General features: G+C 73.6%; 15 protein-coding genes and 1 riboswitch. Of the genes, 9 read left to right on the top strand and 6 right to left on the bottom strand.

The annotated features are described in order from the left end of the window. The first annotated feature begins 12 nt into the window (after positions 1-12). The 3 genes from OIE69_RS28815 (at position 13) to OIE69_RS28805 (ending at position 3,070) form a co-directional block, all read left to right on the top strand. Positions 13-624, top strand: coding sequence for a TetR/AcrR family transcriptional regulator (locus tag OIE69_RS28815; protein ID WP_326576809.1), 612 nt, complete (start codon positions 13-15; stop codon positions 622-624). A gap of 291 nt (positions 625-915) precedes the next feature. After that, a complete protein-coding gene (locus OIE69_RS28810) occupies positions 916-1,530 on the top strand; it encodes a DUF4126 domain-containing protein (RefSeq protein ID WP_326576808.1) in 615 nt (204 codons plus the stop codon). A 10-nt stretch (positions 1,531-1,540) separates the two neighbouring features. Continuing rightward, a complete protein-coding gene (locus OIE69_RS28805) occupies positions 1,541-3,070 on the top strand; it encodes a phytoene desaturase family protein (protein ID WP_326576807.1) in 1,530 nt (509 codons plus the stop codon). A gap of 99 nt (positions 3,071-3,169) precedes the next feature. On the opposite strand, the gene OIE69_RS28800 is transcribed toward OIE69_RS28805, so the two are convergent. The 5 genes from OIE69_RS28800 to OIE69_RS28780 form a co-directional block, all read right to left on the bottom strand. Further along, positions 3,170-4,147 carry a hypothetical protein gene (locus tag OIE69_RS28800; protein WP_326576806.1) on the bottom strand — a complete coding sequence of 326 codons (978 nt, stop codon included), beginning with the start codon at positions 4,145-4,147 and terminating at the stop codon, positions 3,170-3,172. 56 nt (positions 4,148-4,203) lie between these two features. After that, positions 4,204-5,121 carry a methylenetetrahydrofolate reductase [NAD(P)H] gene (gene metF, locus OIE69_RS28795; RefSeq protein ID WP_089221893.1) on the bottom strand — a complete coding sequence of 306 codons (918 nt, stop codon included), beginning with the start codon at positions 5,119-5,121 and terminating at the stop codon, positions 4,204-4,206. A 155-nt stretch (positions 5,122-5,276) separates the two neighbouring features. Then, the gene (gene thiE / locus OIE69_RS28790; protein WP_326576805.1) at positions 5,277-5,981 is read right to left on the bottom strand and encodes a thiamine phosphate synthase; all 705 of its coding nucleotides are present in this window, start codon (positions 5,979-5,981) and stop codon (positions 5,277-5,279) included. 47 nt (positions 5,982-6,028) lie between these two features. Beyond that, the gene (locus tag OIE69_RS28785; protein WP_326576804.1) at positions 6,029-6,394 is read right to left on the bottom strand and encodes an Rv2175c family DNA-binding protein; all 366 of its coding nucleotides are present in this window, start codon (positions 6,392-6,394) and stop codon (positions 6,029-6,031) included. Positions 6,395-6,515: 121 nt separating this feature from the next. Next, positions 6,516-7,721 carry an NAD(P)/FAD-dependent oxidoreductase gene (locus tag OIE69_RS28780; protein WP_326576803.1) on the bottom strand — a complete coding sequence of 402 codons (1,206 nt, stop codon included), beginning with the start codon at positions 7,719-7,721 and terminating at the stop codon, positions 6,516-6,518. Positions 7,722-7,803: 82 nt separating this feature from the next. After that, a riboswitch (TPP riboswitch) is annotated at positions 7,804-7,917 on the top strand. Between OIE69_RS28780 and thiO the strand changes: the two genes are divergently transcribed. The 6 genes from thiO to OIE69_RS28750 all read left to right on the top strand — a co-directional run bounded on the left by thiO (position 7,914) and on the right by OIE69_RS28750 (position 13,668). Beyond that, positions 7,914-9,062, top strand: coding sequence for a glycine oxidase ThiO (thiO, locus tag OIE69_RS28775; protein WP_326576802.1), 1,149 nt, complete (start codon positions 7,914-7,916; stop codon positions 9,060-9,062). Its footprint overlaps the riboswitch before it by 4 nt. Beyond that, on the top strand, positions 9,059-9,277 hold the full coding sequence (gene thiS / locus OIE69_RS28770) for a sulfur carrier protein ThiS (protein ID WP_089221888.1): 219 nt from the start codon (positions 9,059-9,061) through the stop codon (positions 9,275-9,277). The genes thiO and thiS overlap by 4 nt, the downstream gene beginning before the upstream one ends. 5 nt (positions 9,278-9,282) lie before the next feature. Next, positions 9,283-10,086 carry a thiazole synthase gene (locus tag OIE69_RS28765; RefSeq protein WP_018557084.1) on the top strand — a complete coding sequence of 268 codons (804 nt, stop codon included), beginning with the start codon at positions 9,283-9,285 and terminating at the stop codon, positions 10,084-10,086. 176 nt (positions 10,087-10,262) lie between these two features. Further along, positions 10,263-12,164 (top strand): Stk1 family PASTA domain-containing Ser/Thr kinase, encoded by a 1,902-nt coding sequence (gene pknB, locus OIE69_RS28760; RefSeq protein ID WP_326576801.1) that lies wholly within the window; start codon positions 10,263-10,265, stop codon positions 12,162-12,164. Between the two features lie 2 nt (positions 12,165-12,166). After that, entirely contained in the window at positions 12,167-13,054 is an 888-nt protein-coding gene (locus OIE69_RS28755) for a deoxyribonuclease IV (RefSeq protein ID WP_326581438.1), read from the top strand. Between the two features lie 92 nt (positions 13,055-13,146). Beyond that, positions 13,147-13,668: a DUF4396 domain-containing protein gene (locus OIE69_RS28750; RefSeq protein WP_326576800.1), complete on the top strand. Its 522-nt coding sequence runs from the start codon at positions 13,147-13,149 to the stop codon at positions 13,666-13,668. Positions 13,669-13,689: 21 nt separating this feature from the next. On the opposite strand, the gene OIE69_RS28745 is transcribed toward OIE69_RS28750, so the two are convergent. Continuing rightward, complete coding sequence (locus tag OIE69_RS28745; RefSeq protein WP_326576799.1) at positions 13,690-14,304, bottom strand: sulfite oxidase-like oxidoreductase; 615 nt, start codon at positions 14,302-14,304, stop codon at positions 13,690-13,692. Positions 14,305-14,412: the final 108 nt, after the last annotated feature.

The raw sequence follows: 14,412 nt of genomic DNA, 5'->3' as shown, positions 1-14,412 counted from the left end.
AGAATCGTCGTCATGAACAGTGCACGACGGCAGGCCACCCGGCAGAGGCTCTTCCGGGCCGCGGTCACGCTCATCGCCGAGCAGGGTTTCTCCGCGACGACCGTCGACGAGATCGCCGAGCGCGCCGGGGTGGCCAAGGGCACCGTCTACTACAACTTCGCCAGCAAGAACGAGCTCTTCGAGGAGCTGCTGCGGCACGGCGTGGGCCTGCTGACGGCCTCCTTGCGGGATGCGGGCGCCGAGGTCACCGCGCGCGGCGGCAGCCACGTGGACGCCATCGACGCGATGATCAGGGCCGGGCTCGCCTTCATCGCGGAGTACCCGTCCTTCACGCAGCTGTACGTGGCCGAGCTGTGGCGGACCAACCGCGCCTGGCAGGACACGCTCATGGTGCTGCGCAAGGAGGCGGTCGCGGTCGTGGAGCAGACGCTGCGCGACGCGGTGGCGGCGGGCGAGCTCTCCGAGGAGATCGACGTGCCGCTCACGGCGGCCGCGCTCTTCGGGATGGTGCTCGTCGCGGCGCTCGACTGGCTGTCCTTCCAGCCCGAGCGGTCGATCGACGACGTGCACGCGGCCTTGTCGCGACTCCTGCAGGGACGGGTCGCGGGGCACGCCCGCGCCTGAACGCCGCCTTGTGGCGCGCCGCCCCGGCGCGGCCCGATCCCCCGTCGGGCCGTTCCGGGACGGCGCTCCCCCGTGCACCCCCGCTCCGGCCGGGCGTCGCAGCCGTTCCGCCGCCCCGTGTCGGCGGTGCCGGTGCCGTGCCCTTCCGTTGCCTCCACCTTGGCGTCGGGGCCGGTCCGCGCTCATCCGCGCAGGTACTCAAGTGGGGGTCTGAGTACAGGTACTCATCACCGCGTCGTATCACTCAAAGGCGGGCCGTACCTTTCCGGGGGTTCGGTAGCATCACGGCCCATGTCGGTACTTCCGCTCGTGTTCACCAGCGGCTGGGCGAGCGGGATCAACGCCTACGCCGTGGTCTTCCTGCTGGGCCTGATGGGCGTCACGGGCGTCAGCGACGAGGTGCCGCCGGCGCTGGAGCGCACCGATGTGCTGGTCGTCGCGGGGATCCTGTTCCTCTGCGAGGCGGTCGCGGACAAGATCCCCTACGTGGACACCACGTGGGACGCCGTGCACACGGCGATCCGGCCGGTCGCCGGAGCTGTGGTGGCGGCCCTGCTGGCCGGACAGGACGGCTCGCTGCCGCAACTGGCGGCGGGCGCGGTCGGCGGGACGACGGCGCTGGTGAGCCATCTGGTCAAGGCCGGGCTCCGGCTGGGCGTCAACACCTCGCCGGAACCCGCGAGCAACATCGTGATCAGTCTGGCGGAGGACGCCGGCGTCGCCACGATCATCGTCTTCGCGCTCTTCCACCCGGTGGCCGCGGCCTGCATCGCGGCTGTGCTGCTGGTGCTGGGCATCATCTTGGTGATCTTCATACTGTCGCGGATCCGCCGTGCCTGGCAGCGTTGGAAGGCCCGAAGAGAGCGCCGCAAGACCGGTCGCGGCGTTGTCGGTGGCTGGGGCTAGAGTCCCCTTCATGGCACGGATTGCGGTGATCGGCGCGGGGATGGGCGCCATGGCTGCCGCCGCCCGGCTCGCGATCGGCGGGCACCGGGTGGCGGTGTACGAGCGCGCCGGCACCCACGGGGGTGCGGTGCGGCGGCTGGAGCGCGCGGGCTTCGGGTTCGACACGGGCCCCGGTCTGCTGCACCTGCCGGCGGTCTACCGCGACCTGTTCGTCAAGACCGGCAGGGAGAGCCTGGAGGACAGCGTCACCCTCTCCCAGGTCGACCCGGCGAGCCGCCACGTCTTCTCCGACGGCACGTCCGTGTCGCTGCCCAACGCGTCGCGCGGCGGGGTCGTCGCGACCCTGGACGCGGCGCTCGGCGCCGGCGCGGGCGAGCGCTGGAGCGAGCTGCTGGTGCGGGCCCGGGAGGTCTGGGACGCCACGCGCCGCCCCCTGCTGGAGGACGCGCTCGCGGGCGACCCGTCCGCGCTCGGCCGGGACCCGTATCCGGCGCCTGCCGTGCGCCGCGGGCTGTTCCGGCGCGGCGCGCCCACCCTGGCCGACGTCGCCCGGCGCGAACTGGACGATCCCCGGCTCGCCGCGCTGCTCGGCTCATATGCCCTGACGTACGGCTTCGACCCGCGTACCGCGCCCGCGAGCGCCGCCGTGCTGCCGTACATGGAGCAGACCTTCGGCAGTTGGTACGTGCGCGGCGGCATGCGGGCACTGGCCGACGCCGTGCACGCGCGGTGCGTGGCGCGGAGGGTGGAGTTCCACTTCGGGACCGGGGTCGCGGGGATCGTGGAGAAGGCCGGCCGCGCGGCCGGCCTCGAACTCGCCGACGGCACAAGGGTGGAGGCCGACACCGTGGTCGCCGGTGTCGCGCCGTGGCTGCTGCCCCCGCTGCTCTCGCACGGCGCCGGAGGCGCCTGGCCCGCCGACCGGGTGTGGGACGGAGTCGGCCCCGGCGCCCGCTGCGAAGGCCCCGGGCGCCTCACGGTCTGCCTGGCGCTGCGCGGGGCCCGGCCCTCGGACGCCGCGCACCGTACGGTCGTGCACACCGCGGACCTGCAGGCCGAGGCGGCCGCCGTGGCACGCGGCGAGCTGTACGGCAGCCCGACGGTCACGGTACTGCGCCCCGACGACGACACCTTGCGGCCCGACGGCGCCTCGGAGTCGGTCACGCTCGGCGTGACGGTCCCGCCCCACGGCCCCTCGGGGGTGGACTGGCGTGCGCCGGGCCTGGCCGAGCGCGCCGCGGACGCGGTGCAGGCGGTCGCGGCCGCGGTGCTGCCCGATCTGACGGACCGCCTGCTGTGGCGGGCCGTGCACACCCCCGCCGACACCGAAGAGGAGACCGGCACCCCGGGCGGCCGGCTCCCCCGCCCTGCCCTGGCCGGCGCGGACGGGGCACATCTGCACCCCGGCAACCGGCTGCTCGTCCCTGGTCTGTACCTGGTGGGCGGCTGGTCCCACCCCGGCGGCGGCCTCGCCCACACCGGCATGTCCGGTGCCATCGCCGCCGACCTCGTCATGGGCGGTCCGGGCGGCAGCCGCTGAGTCGCGCGCCGCTGCCGCTGGTCCACCCACGGCGGCCCGTCGCCGCCGCGGACGTGGAGGTCCTCGGCGACGCCGGGCTGACGGGCCCGTCGTCGGGCGCTAGTTGTAGCGGTAGGGGTCGTACTGGTCGTACTGCCCCTGCCCCTGACCCTGCTGCTGGCCCTGCTGCTGGCCCTGCTGGTCGTAGGAGTTCTGCTGCTGCGGGGCGTAGGGCTGCTGCTCCCCGCCCTGCTGCGGCACCCACACACCACCCGCCGGGGTGTCGTAGCCGTACTGCTGCTGCTGAGGGGCGCCCTGCCCCTGGTACGGGTCCTGGTAGCCGCCGGCGTAGGTGCCGTACGCCGTCTGCTGCTGCTCCCAGCCGCCGGTCTGCTGCTGGCCGTAGGCGTCGTACGAGGCGGCGGCGGGCTGCTGTTGCTGTTGCTGCTGCTGACCGCCGTTCCAGTCACCGTAGCCGGTGGTGGCGTCGTAGTTCTGGTAGCCGGCGCCGGCGCCCGCGTAGGGGTCCTGGGCGTAGTTCGGCTGCGGCTGCCCGTCGTACATCGGGTACTCGCCGCTCTCCTCGTGCATGGGCATCGGCTGGTAGACCTGCGTGGAGTCCGTCCCCGCGGGTGCCGCGGGGGCCTGGCCGGCGGCAGCGTAGCTGTCGTAGGACTGCCCGACGCCCGCGCCGGCCGGGGCCTCGTTGCCGGGCTCCTCGTACGGCGTCGACAGGCCGTCGGCCGAAGGCTCTTCGTGCTGCGCGCCCCGCCCGCGGCGGCCGGCGGCACGGCGCGGCAGCGGCGGTGCGTCGTCGTCCTCGTCGTCGTCGGCGCCCTCCTTGGGAGACCGCAGCGCCCAGCCCTCGACGAAGCCGCGGCGGTAGGAGAGCGTGACGAAGGTCTGGCCGGCGCCGAAGGCGAGCGCACCCACCACGATGACGAGGACCGAGGGCAGGTAGACGCCCAGGACGACTCCGAGGAACCCCGCGAAGGCCAGCAGGCGCCACCTCAGCCGTGCCTTGTACTGCAGGAGCACTTCACCGAGCAGCCACAGCGCGACCACCCCGAAGGCGATGTAGAGCACTGTGTAGGCCATGAGCGCACTTCCTCACCGTTCACCGTCGTCGGCCAACAGGGGCGGCTGGTCCGCCCTCACGACCTCTGGTGCAGTCCCAGATTCTCGTAGATTTCCAACGACGCCGTGGAGTGATTAAGGGTAATGAAGTGCAGCCCCGGGATGTCCTCGGCCATCAGCCGCCGGCACATCTCCGTCGCGTACTCGACCCCGATCGCCCGCACCGCGGCCGGATCGTCCTTGACCGCGAGGATACGGTCCGCGAGCTCCTGCGGGAAAGGCGCGTTGCCGAGCTGGGCGAAGCGCTCGATCTGCCGCACGTTCGTGACCGGCATGATCTCGGGGATGATCGGGGTCTCGCAGCCCGCCTTCCCGACCCGGTCACGCAGGCGCAGGTAGTCCTCGGCGTTGAAGAACATCTGGGTGATGGCGTAGTCCGCGCCCGCCCGGCACTTCTCGACGAAGTGACGCGTATCACTTTCCCAGTCGGCCGAGCGGGGGTGCATCTCCGTGAAGGCGGCGACGCCCACGCAGAAGTCGCCCGACTCCTTGATGAGCCGCACCAGTTCGTAGGCGTAGTCGACGCCCTCCGGGTGCCGCAGCCACTCCCCCATGGGGTCGCCGGGCGGGTCCCCGCGCAGGGCGAGCATGTTGCGGATGCCGGCGTCCGCGTACTGGCCGATGATGTTGCGCAGCTCGGCGATGGAGTGGTCGACCGCGGTCAGGTGGGCGACCGGGGTCAGGGTGGTGTCGGAGGCGATCCGCTCGGTCGCCCGGACCGTGCCCTCGCGTGACTTGCCGCCCGCCCCGTAGGTGACGGAGACGAACGTCGGGCCCACCGCCTCGATGCGGCGGATCGCGTTCCACAGGGTCCGCTCGCCCTTCTCGGTCCTCGGCGCCATGAACTCGAAGGAGTACGAGCGCTCACCGGAGGCCAGCAGCTCACGAATGGTGACCGCATGATCGGTCCTGGTGGAGGCGGTTCCGAGGGCCATGCGCCTCAGGCTAGCGGCGAGAGCTGGGCCGTCCCAACAGGCGACGCCCAAATGTCCACCCCTTGGACATCCCGCGCTCGCGGCGCGAGACGGCCCCGCGGGGGCCCGCCGGCCGTAGGCCACCCGGCCGGCGCGGGCCCCCGCCAGGACCTCGCTCACTCGCCGTACGCACGCACCCGCTTGGCCAGCTCGGCCGCCGCGGCACCCGGGTCGTCCGCCTCCGTCACGGCCCGTACGACCACGATCCGGCGGGCCCCGGCTTCGAGTACCTGCTCCACGTTGGCCAGGTCGATCCCGCCGATCGCGAACCACGGCCGGTCCGTGCCCAGGCCCGCGGCGTAGCGGACCAGGCCGAGTCCGGGCGCGGGCCGGCCGGGCTTGGTCGGGGTGGGCCAGACCGGCCCGGTGCAGAAGTAGTCCGCACCGGGCTCCGCGGCGGCCGCGGCCGCCTCGTCCTCGGAGTGGCAGGACCGTCCGATGATCACCTCGTCGCCGAGGATCGCGCGGGCGGCCGGCACGGGCAGGTCGCCCTGGCCCAGGTGCAGGACGTCCGCCCCGGCGGCGTGCGCCACGTCGGCGCGGTCGTTCACCGCGAGCAGCCTGCCGTGGCGGCCGCACTCCTCCGAGAGGACCTCGAGGTACTCCAGCTCCTCACGGGCCTCCAGGCCCTTGTCGCGCAGCTGGATGACGTCCACCCCGGAGGCCAGCACGGCGTCCGCGAAGGCCGCGAACTCCGCCAGGCCGCCGTGGCGCCTGCGCGCGTCCGTGCACAGGTAGAGCCGGGCATCGGCGAGCTGGGCGCGGGTGCTGCTGCTCGTGCTGGTGCTCGTACTGCTGCTCGTGCTCGTACGCGTGCTCATACGGGCGGGTCCCCCTCGGGTCGCTGCGTCGGTGGCGGGTCGTGCGGTCAGACGGCGAGCGCCTGGGCGCGCCGCTTCACCTCGGTGCCGCGGTTGTCGCGCAGCGCCTGGACCGGGGTACCGGGCAGGCTCTCGTCCGGGGTGAACAGCCACTCCAGGGCTTCTTCGTCGCTGAACCCGTCGTCCTTGAGGACGGTCAGGGTGCCCACGAGGCCCTTGACGATCTTCTCCTCGCCGATGAAGTCGGCGGGGATCATCAGCGCCCGGTTCTCACCGCGGCGCACGGCGATGAGCTGGCCCTCCTTGATGAACTGGCGGACCCGGGTCACCTCCACGCCGAGGCATTCGGCGACGTCGGGGACGTACAGCCAGGAGGGGACGAGGGAGTCAATCTTTGCGTCGATCTCGGTCACAGGACAAGCGTGCCATCCCGGACCGACACCATGGAACCGCTCACGCCCCCCGTTGCTCCGTCCTGACGGGTCCGCTACGCCCCGCCGACGCCGCGGCGGCCCGTCCGGCACGGCCCGCGAGTCAGACGACCGCGGCCCTCAGCTGGACCGCCGGGTCGGTCGCAAGCGTCTCGTCGAGGTGGGCGCCGCGGGCGATGAGCTTGCGGGCCTGCGCCAGGTCGCGGGGCCGTCCGACGGCGAACAGCGCCACCAATTGGCCGTCGCGCAGCCACAGCACCGACCACGCGGTGCCGTCGGGGTCGCCGCGCAGCAGCATGTGGTCGGAGTCGACGTGGTATCCGGCGTACTGCACGAAACGCCCGAACTGCTCGGACCAGAAGTAGGGGACGGGGTCGTAGGGCTCGTCGCCGCCCAGGATGTTCGCGGCGGCCGTGCGCGGCCCCTGCACCGCGTTGTCCCAGTGGTGGATCAGCAGCCGCTCCCCGTACCGCGCCGAAGGGAAGGAGGCGCAGTCCCCCACGGCGTACACCTCCGGCACCGAGGTGCGCAGCCGGTCGTCGGCGAGGACCGAGCGGTCCGGCCCCAGCTCGACGCCGGAACCGGCCAGCCATCCGGTGGCCGGCCGGGCGCCGATCCCGATGACGACCGCCTCGGCGGCGAGCACGCTGCCGTCGGCCAGCCGCACCGCGCCCGGCTCGACGGAGGAGACGACCGCGCCGGAGCGCAGCTCGACGCCCTCCTCCGCGTACCAGCCGCGCATCCGTTCGGCGATGTGCGCGGGCAGCACCCCGGCGAGCGGGCGGTCGGCGGCCTCGACGACGGTCACCTCGCACCCGGCGTGACGTGCCGCGGTGGCGAACTCGGCGCCGATCCAGCCCGCGCCGACCACCACGACCCGGTGCCGGTTCTCCAGTACCGGGCGCAGCGCGGTGGCGTCGTCCAGGGTGCGCAGCACGTGCACGCCCGGCGTGCCCTCGCTGCCGGGGAGCATGACGGGCTCGGCGCCGCTGGCCAGCACGAGCTTGTCGTACGCGACCGGGCCGCCGTCGGTGAGGACCTCCCGCTCGCCGGCGCGCAGTGCGCTCGCGTGCCGCCCGAGCAGCAGCTCGACGTCGATGCCGGCGAAGTCGACGTCCAGCGCCGGGCCCTCCTCGGCGCCGAAGAGCACGCCCTTGGACAGCGGCGGCCGGTCGTAGGGGGCGTGCCGCTCCGCGCCGATCAGCGTGATCGTCCCGCCCCACCCCTGCTCGCGCAGGGACACGGCGGTCTGCACCCCGGCCATCCCGGCCCCTACGACGACGACGCGCTGTTCGCTGCTGCTGGTCACGCGATCACCGTAACGCCGCAAGGGCGCCGGCCGCCCGTACCGGTGCCCTACTCGCCGCGGATGGTGCGTACTAAGGTGGGTCGGGAGCACTCGCGGGAGCCCGGCGCACCGGGCTGAGAGGGCGGCTGGAGCGGCCGCCGACCGTACGAACCTGATCCGGGTCATGCCGGCGAAGGGAGGAGCGGGAACATCATGCACCGTCATGACGTCGTCGTGATCGGCGGCGGGATCATCGGACTGGTCACCGCGTGGCGGGCCGGTCAGCGCGGCCTGCGCACGGCGGTCGCGGACCCCGAACCGGGCGGCGGGGCCGCCCAGGTGGCCGCGGGGATGCTGGCCCCGGTCACCGAGGTGCAGTACGGCGAGCAGGCGCTGCTGGAGCTCAACCTCGCGGCGGCGCGGCGCTATCCGTCCTTCGTGGCCGAGCTGGAGGAGACCACGGGCCTCGACCTCGGGTACCGCACGTGCGGCACCCTCGCCGTCGCCCTCGACGCCGACGACCGCGCGCAGCTGCGCGAACTCCACGCCTTCCAGCAGTCCTTGGGTCTGGCTTCGGAGTGGCTCGGCGGCCGCGAGTGCCGCCGCCTGGAGCCGATGCTCGCCCCCGGCGTGCACGGCGGACTGCGGGTCGACGGCGACCACCAGATCGACCCGCGGCGGCTGGCGGCGGCGCTGGTGCGCGCCTGCGAGCTGACGGGGGTGGAGTTCCGGCGGTCGCGGGTGGCGCGGGTGGCGGTCACGGGCGACCGCGCGCACGGGGTCGTTCTGGAGGACGGCACCCGGATCGCCGCCGGGCAGGTGGTCCTGGCCGCCGGGAGCCTCAGCGCCCGGGTCGAGGGGCTGCCCACACGGGCGCTGCCGCCCGTACGGCCGGTGAAGGGGCAGGTGCTGCGGCTGCGGGTGCCGCCGGCGTACGCGCCGTTCCTGTCGCGGACGGTGCGGGCCGTGGTACGCGGCGGCCACGTCTACCTGGTGCCGCGCGAGAACGGCGAGCTGGTCGTCGGCGCCACCAGCGAGGAGATGGGCTGGGACACCACCGTCACCGCCGGCGGGGTGTACGAACTGCTCCGCGACGCCCACGAGTTGCTGCCCGGCATCACCGAACTCCCGCTGACCGGCACGCAGGCGGGGCTGCGCCCCGGCACCCCCGACAACGCCCCGCTGCTCGGCCGCGGCGCGCTGGACGGACTGGTGGTCGCCACCGGCCACCACCGCAACGGCGTGCTGCTGACCCCGATCACCGGCGACGTGATGGCCGAGGTCCTCACGGGGTCGGCGGTCCCCGCGCAGGCCGAGCCCTTCTCCCCCGACCGTTTCGCCCTCCAGGAGCAGCAGGCATGACCGCGCCCGTCCTTGTGTCCGTCTCCGTCAACGGCGAGGCGCGGGAGGTGGCCGAGGGCGTGACCCTCGACCGCCTCGTCGCGTCCCTGGCCACCGCTCCGTCCGGGGTGGCGGCCGCGCTGAACGAGACCGTCGTCCCCCGCGCGCAGTGGCCGGCGACGCCGCTGCGCGACGGCGACCGCGTCGAGGTCCTCACCGCAGTCCAGGGAGGCTGACCCCCATGGCCGACGACCCGCTGACCATCGGCGGCACCACCTTCGACTCCCGGCTGATCATGGGCACGGGCGGTGCGCCCAGCCTGGAGATCATGGAGCAGGCGCTGCTCGCCTCCGGCACCGAGCTGACCACGGTCGCCATGCGGCGGCTGGACCCGACGGTCAAGGGCTCCGTGCTGACCGTGCTCGCCCGGCACGGCATCCGCGTGCTGCCGAACACCGCCGGGTGCTACACCGCGGGCGAGGCCGTGCTCACCGCCCGCCTGGCGCGGGAGGCGCTGGGCACGGACTGGGTGAAGCTGGAGGTGATCGCCGACGAGCGCACCCTGCTGCCCGACCCGGTGGAGCTGCTGGACGCAGCGGAGACCCTCGTGGACGACGGCTTCACGGTGCTGCCGTACACGAACGACGACCCGGTGCTGGCCCGGAAGCTGGAGGATGTGGGCTGCGCGGCGATCATGCCGCTGGGCTCGCCCATCGGATCGGGGCTCGGCATCCGCAACCCCCACAACTTCGAGCTGATCGTCGAGCGGGCGACGGTGCCGGTGGTCCTGGACGCGGGGGCGGGGACGGCCTCGGACGCGGCCCTGGCGATGGAGCTGGGGTGCGCGGCCGTCATGCTGGCCTCCGCCGTCACCCGGGCGAGGGAACCGGTGCTCATGGCGGAGGCGATGCGGCACGCCGTCGAGGCCGGGCGCCTGGCGTACCGGGCGGGACGCATCCCCCGCCGCCACCACGCGACCGCGTCCTCCCCCGCTGTGGGCCTCGCCACGTTCGACCCGGAGCGTCCCGCCTTCGGCGCCCCCTGACCGGCGGCCCGGCGAGCGGCCGCGACCTGCGCGGAACCTGCTCGGGCCGGGGCCCCACCCGAGCGGGACACCGCCACCGCGCCGGGTCACGGGGCGGTTGCGGTACCGCACGAGTGGGGTACAACCTGGGCGCGTTAGCCCAGAAGGGTCATGTCGGCACCGTAAACTGCACCTTCGTGGACAGGACGACGCTTCGGGACCCGCTCGTCGGGCAGACGCTCGACGGCCGCTACCGGGTGGAGTCCCGGATCGCGGTCGGCGGCATGGCGACGGTCTACCGGGCGCTGGACACCCGCCTGGACCGGCTGCTCGCCCTGAAGGTCATGCACCCGGCCCTCTCCGCCGAGCCCGGCTTCGTGGAGCGCTTCATCCGCGAGGCGAAGACCGTCGCCCGCCTCGACCACCCCAATGTGGTGCAGGTCTACGACCAGGGCACCGACGGCACCTACGTCTACCTGGCCATGGAGTACATCGCCGGCTGCACCCTCCGCGACGTGCTGCGCGACCGCGGCGCGCTGCCGGCCCGCGCCGCGCTGGACATCCTGGAGCCCGTGCTGGCCGCGCTCGGCGCGGCCCACCGGGCGGGGCTGGTGCACCGCGACATGAAGCCGGAGAACGTCCTCATAGGGGACGACGGCCGCGTCAAGGTGGCGGACTTCGGCCTGGTCAGGATCGCGGGCACGCACACAGACACCTCCACCAGCGGGGTGCTGGGCACGGTCTCGTACATGGCACCGGAGCAGGTCGAGAACCGTACGACCGACGAGCGCACCGATGTGTACGCCTGCGGGGTGCTGCTCTACGAGATGCTCACCGGCGGCAAGCCGCACCGCGGCAGGACTCCGGTGCAGGTGATCCACCAGCTGGTGAACGAGGACGTGCCCGCCCCGTCCGCCGCCTCCCCCGGGCTGCCCCCGCAGCTGGACGCGCTGGTGGCCGAGGCGACCGCGCGTGCCGCCGCGCGGCGTCCGGCCGACGCCGCCGAGCTGCTGCGGCGGCTGCACGCGGTACGCCAGGGCATGACGCCCGAGCAGCTGGACCTGGTGCCGCCGGCCGCGCGCACCCCCGCTCCGGCCCCCGCCGCACCTGCCGGCTCCGAGGAACCGACGACGGTGGTGCACCGCACCGCGCGCCTGGAGCTGTCGCCCGAGCCGACCCGGCGGCAGCCACGGGTGGAGTCCCGGCCGGGGTTGCGGTCCCGGCGGCGTCCCGGGGTGATCGCGGTCGTGACGACCCTGCTGCTGATCCTCGGGGTCGGCGCGGGCATCTGGTACATCAACGACGGCCAGTTCACCAGGACCCCCGCCGTCGTCGGGCTGCCGCAGGCGCAGGCGGAGCGCCAGCTGCGCGACGCCGGGCTGCGGGTCGAGGTCGTCGAGGCCTTCGACCCGACCATGACCAGGGGCAAGGTGGCCTCCACCGACCCGGGTACCGGCGAGCGCATCCGGGACAACGGCACGGTGACGGTCACCGTGTCCAAGGGCCCGGAGCGGGTGACGGTCCCCGGCGTCGTGGGCGAGGAGCTTGCCGAGGCCAAGCGGCGGCTGAAGGCCGCGGGCCTGAGCCCGGGAACCGTGTCCCGGGAGTTCAGCGACGAGGTGCCGCAGGGCCGGGTGATCTCCACCGACCCCGGCTCGGGCGCCAGCCGGCGGCCGGACTCGGCCGTGTCGCTGGTGGTGAGCAAGGGCGTGCCGGTCGACACCCCCGATCTGCTCGGGCAGCCGCTGGCGGACGCCCGCCGGCAGCTGCAGGAAGCGGGCCTCCGGGTGAAGGTGGACCCGCGGCGGGTCTTCTCCGACCAGGCGGACGAGGGCGCGGTCGCCGGGCAGACACCCGGCGCGAACACACGGCTGGCGGCCGGGGACACGGTCACGCTGACGGTCTCCAAGGGCCAGGAGATGATCGGGGTCCCGGACGTGGAAGGCTTGGACGTCGACGAGGCCAAGGCGAAACTGGAGGCCGCGGGCTTCGACGTCCGCGTGATCCAGTTCTTCTTCACCGGCCAGGTCAACAACCAGTCGCCGGCCGGCGGCACCGAGGCACCGAAGGGCAGCACGATCACACTGTGGGTGCGATAGCCATGTCCGGGGGCGGCGCCGCCGCGCTCCGCAACCCCGTCGGAGGCCATGTCGCGGTGGCCGGCGGCCTGGCCGCCACCGGGCTGGCGGAGGCCGCGCGGATGGGTGCCGAGACCGTGCAGGTCTTCGTGGCCAACCCCCGCGGGTGGGCGACCCCGCCCGGCAGTCCGCGGCAGGACGAGGAGTTCCGCGAGCGCTGCGCCGCGCAGGGCGTCCCCGCGTACGTCCATGCGCCGTACCTGATCAACTTCGGCTCGCACACCGCGGCGACCGTCGACCACTCCGTCGACTCGCTGCGCCACTCGCTGCGCCGGGGGCGGGCGATCGGCGCGCTGGGCGCGGTCGTGCACACCGGGTCGGCGACCGGCGGCCGTTCCCGGACCACGGCGCTGGCGCAGGTGCGGGAGCGGATGCTGCCGCTGCTGGAGGAGCTGACGCACGACGACGACCCGTGGCTGCTGCTGGAGCCGACCGCGGGTCAGGGGTTCTCGCTCTGCTCGCTCGTGGAGGACCTGGGCCCGTACTTCGACGCCCTGGACCACCACCCGCGGCTGGGCGTCTGCCTGGACACCTGCCATGTGTTCGCGGCCGGGCACGACCTCGCCGCGGCCGGCGGGGTCAAGGCCACGCTGGACGAGCTGGTGGCGACGGTCGGCGAGGGGCGGCTGAAGCTGATCCACGCCAACGACTCCAAGGACGTCGCCGGCGCCCACAAGGACCGCCACGAGAACATCGGCGCCGGGCACATCGGTACCGCCGCCTTCGGGGAGCTGTTCCGGCACCCCGCCACCGAGGGCGTGCCGCTGCTCGTGGAGACGCCGAACGGCGGCCCCAAGGGGACCGGGATGGCCACGGACGTGGCCGTGCTGAAGTCGCTGCGCCCGGCCTGACCGGGCGGATGCGGGAATACCCTGGGGGGGTATGTCGTTGACCGCGGGGACAGGGCACGACGACACCCGCACTCATCCCTGGGGGACACCGGATGCAGCACGTCGAGCACTCCCACCACGAGCACCACGGCACCGTGCACCACGCCGGCGGGCACCACGGCGGCGGGCACGCGGGCGGCCCGGCCTCCTGGGGCACCGCCGTCCAGGCCACGCTGCACTGCCTCACCGGCTGTGCGATCGGCGAGGTCCTCGGCATGCTGATCGGCACGGCCCTCGGCTGGCACAACGTCCCGACGATGGCCCTGGCGATCGTGCTGGCCTTCGTCTTCGGCTACTCGCTCACCATGCGCGGCGTCCTGCGCGCGGGCCTCGACCTGCGCAGCGCCGTGCGGGTGGCGCTCGCCGCCGACACCGTCTCGATCGTCTTCATGGAGATCGCGGACAACGGGACGATCCTGCTGTTCCCGGGCGCGATGGACGCGACGCTGTCGGACGCGCTGTTCTGGCTCAGCCTCGCACTGGCCTTCGTGGTCGCCTTCCTGGTGACCACACCCGTCAACAAGTGGATGATCGGCCGCGGCAAGGGCCACGCGGTCGTGCGCGGGTACCACTGATCCGCGGCAGGGGTCCGGCGGCTACAACTCCGGCCCGTCGCCGGGCTCCTCCTGGTACGAGTAGCGCTGCTCGCTCCAGGGGTCTCCGATGTTGTGGTAGCCGCGCTCCTCCCAGAAGCCGCGGCGGTCGGAGGTCATGTACTCCACGCCCCGGACCCACTTGGGACCCTTCCAGGCGTAGAGGCGGGGCACGACCAGCCGGACCGGGAAGCCGTGCTCCGCGGTCAGCGGCTCTCCGCCGCGGTGGGTCGCGAATATCGACTGGGGGTCCGCGAAGTCCGCCAGCCGCAGGTTGGAGCTGAAGCCGTACTCGGCCCACACCATGACGTGCGTGACATCGGGCGCGGGCGGTGCCAGCCGCAGGATCTCGGCGGCGGAGACGCCGCCCCACTCGACCCCGAGCATGCTGAACTTGGTCACGCAGTGGAAGTCGCCCATGACCGTCGTGTACGGCAGCGCGGCGAACTCCTCGTGGCCCCAGGCGCGCTTGCCGCCGTCCGCCGTGGCGCCGAAGACCTGGAACTCCCACCGCTCGGGCTTGAACCTGGGCACCGGACCGTAGTGGGTGACCGGCCAGCCCCGCTGAAGCCGCTGCCCGGGAGGAAGCTCCCCTTCGCGGCGTTCGGACTGACCCATGCGTCCATGGTGACAGACCGGATGCAGTGCTACCGACCAGCACCTGGGCAAAGTACGACAACCCGGGTCAGCGGAGTAAGTGTGAACTTACTGGATCGCTTCCACCGG

Origin of the sequence: Actinacidiphila glaucinigra (genome assembly GCF_035918135.1) — a bacterium.
GTDB classification, from domain to species: domain Bacteria; phylum Actinomycetota; class Actinomycetes; order Streptomycetales; family Streptomycetaceae; genus Actinacidiphila; species Actinacidiphila glaucinigra.
Note: the sequence above shows the minus strand (reverse complement) of the source record. Positions and strands in the feature narration are given on the sequence as shown.

What these genes read in the sequence shown, in the direction of transcription:
- metF (WP_089221893.1), bottom strand. Translation starts at nt 5,121, where the DNA reads ATGGCCCTCGGAACCGCCTCCACCAGGACCGATCATGCGGTCACCATT.
- OIE69_RS28810 (WP_326576808.1), top strand. Translation starts at nt 916, where the DNA reads ATGTCGGTACTTCCGCTCGTGTTCACCAGCGGCTGGGCGAGCGGGATC.
- OIE69_RS28755 (WP_326581438.1), top strand. Translation starts at nt 12,167, where the DNA reads ATGTCCGGGGGCGGCGCCGCCGCGCTCCGCAACCCCGTCGGAGGCCAT.
- thiE (WP_326576805.1), bottom strand. Translation starts at nt 5,981, where the DNA reads ATGAGCACGCGTACGAGCACGAGCAGCAGTACGAGCACCAGCACGAGC.
- OIE69_RS28765 (WP_018557084.1), top strand. Translation starts at nt 9,283, where the DNA reads ATGGCCGACGACCCGCTGACCATCGGCGGCACCACCTTCGACTCCCGG.
- OIE69_RS28750 (WP_326576800.1), top strand. Translation starts at nt 13,147, where the DNA reads ATGCAGCACGTCGAGCACTCCCACCACGAGCACCACGGCACCGTGCAC.
- thiO (WP_326576802.1), top strand. Translation starts at nt 7,914, where the DNA reads ATGCACCGTCATGACGTCGTCGTGATCGGCGGCGGGATCATCGGACTG.
- OIE69_RS28800 (WP_326576806.1), bottom strand. Translation starts at nt 4,147, where the DNA reads ATGGCCTACACAGTGCTCTACATCGCCTTCGGGGTGGTCGCGCTGTGG.
- OIE69_RS28815 (WP_326576809.1), top strand. Translation starts at nt 13, where the DNA reads ATGAACAGTGCACGACGGCAGGCCACCCGGCAGAGGCTCTTCCGGGCC.
- OIE69_RS28745 (WP_326576799.1), bottom strand. Translation starts at nt 14,304, where the DNA reads ATGGGTCAGTCCGAACGCCGCGAAGGGGAGCTTCCTCCCGGGCAGCGG.
- thiS (WP_089221888.1), top strand. Translation starts at nt 9,059, where the DNA reads ATGACCGCGCCCGTCCTTGTGTCCGTCTCCGTCAACGGCGAGGCGCGG.
- OIE69_RS28805 (WP_326576807.1), top strand. Translation starts at nt 1,541, where the DNA reads ATGGCACGGATTGCGGTGATCGGCGCGGGGATGGGCGCCATGGCTGCC.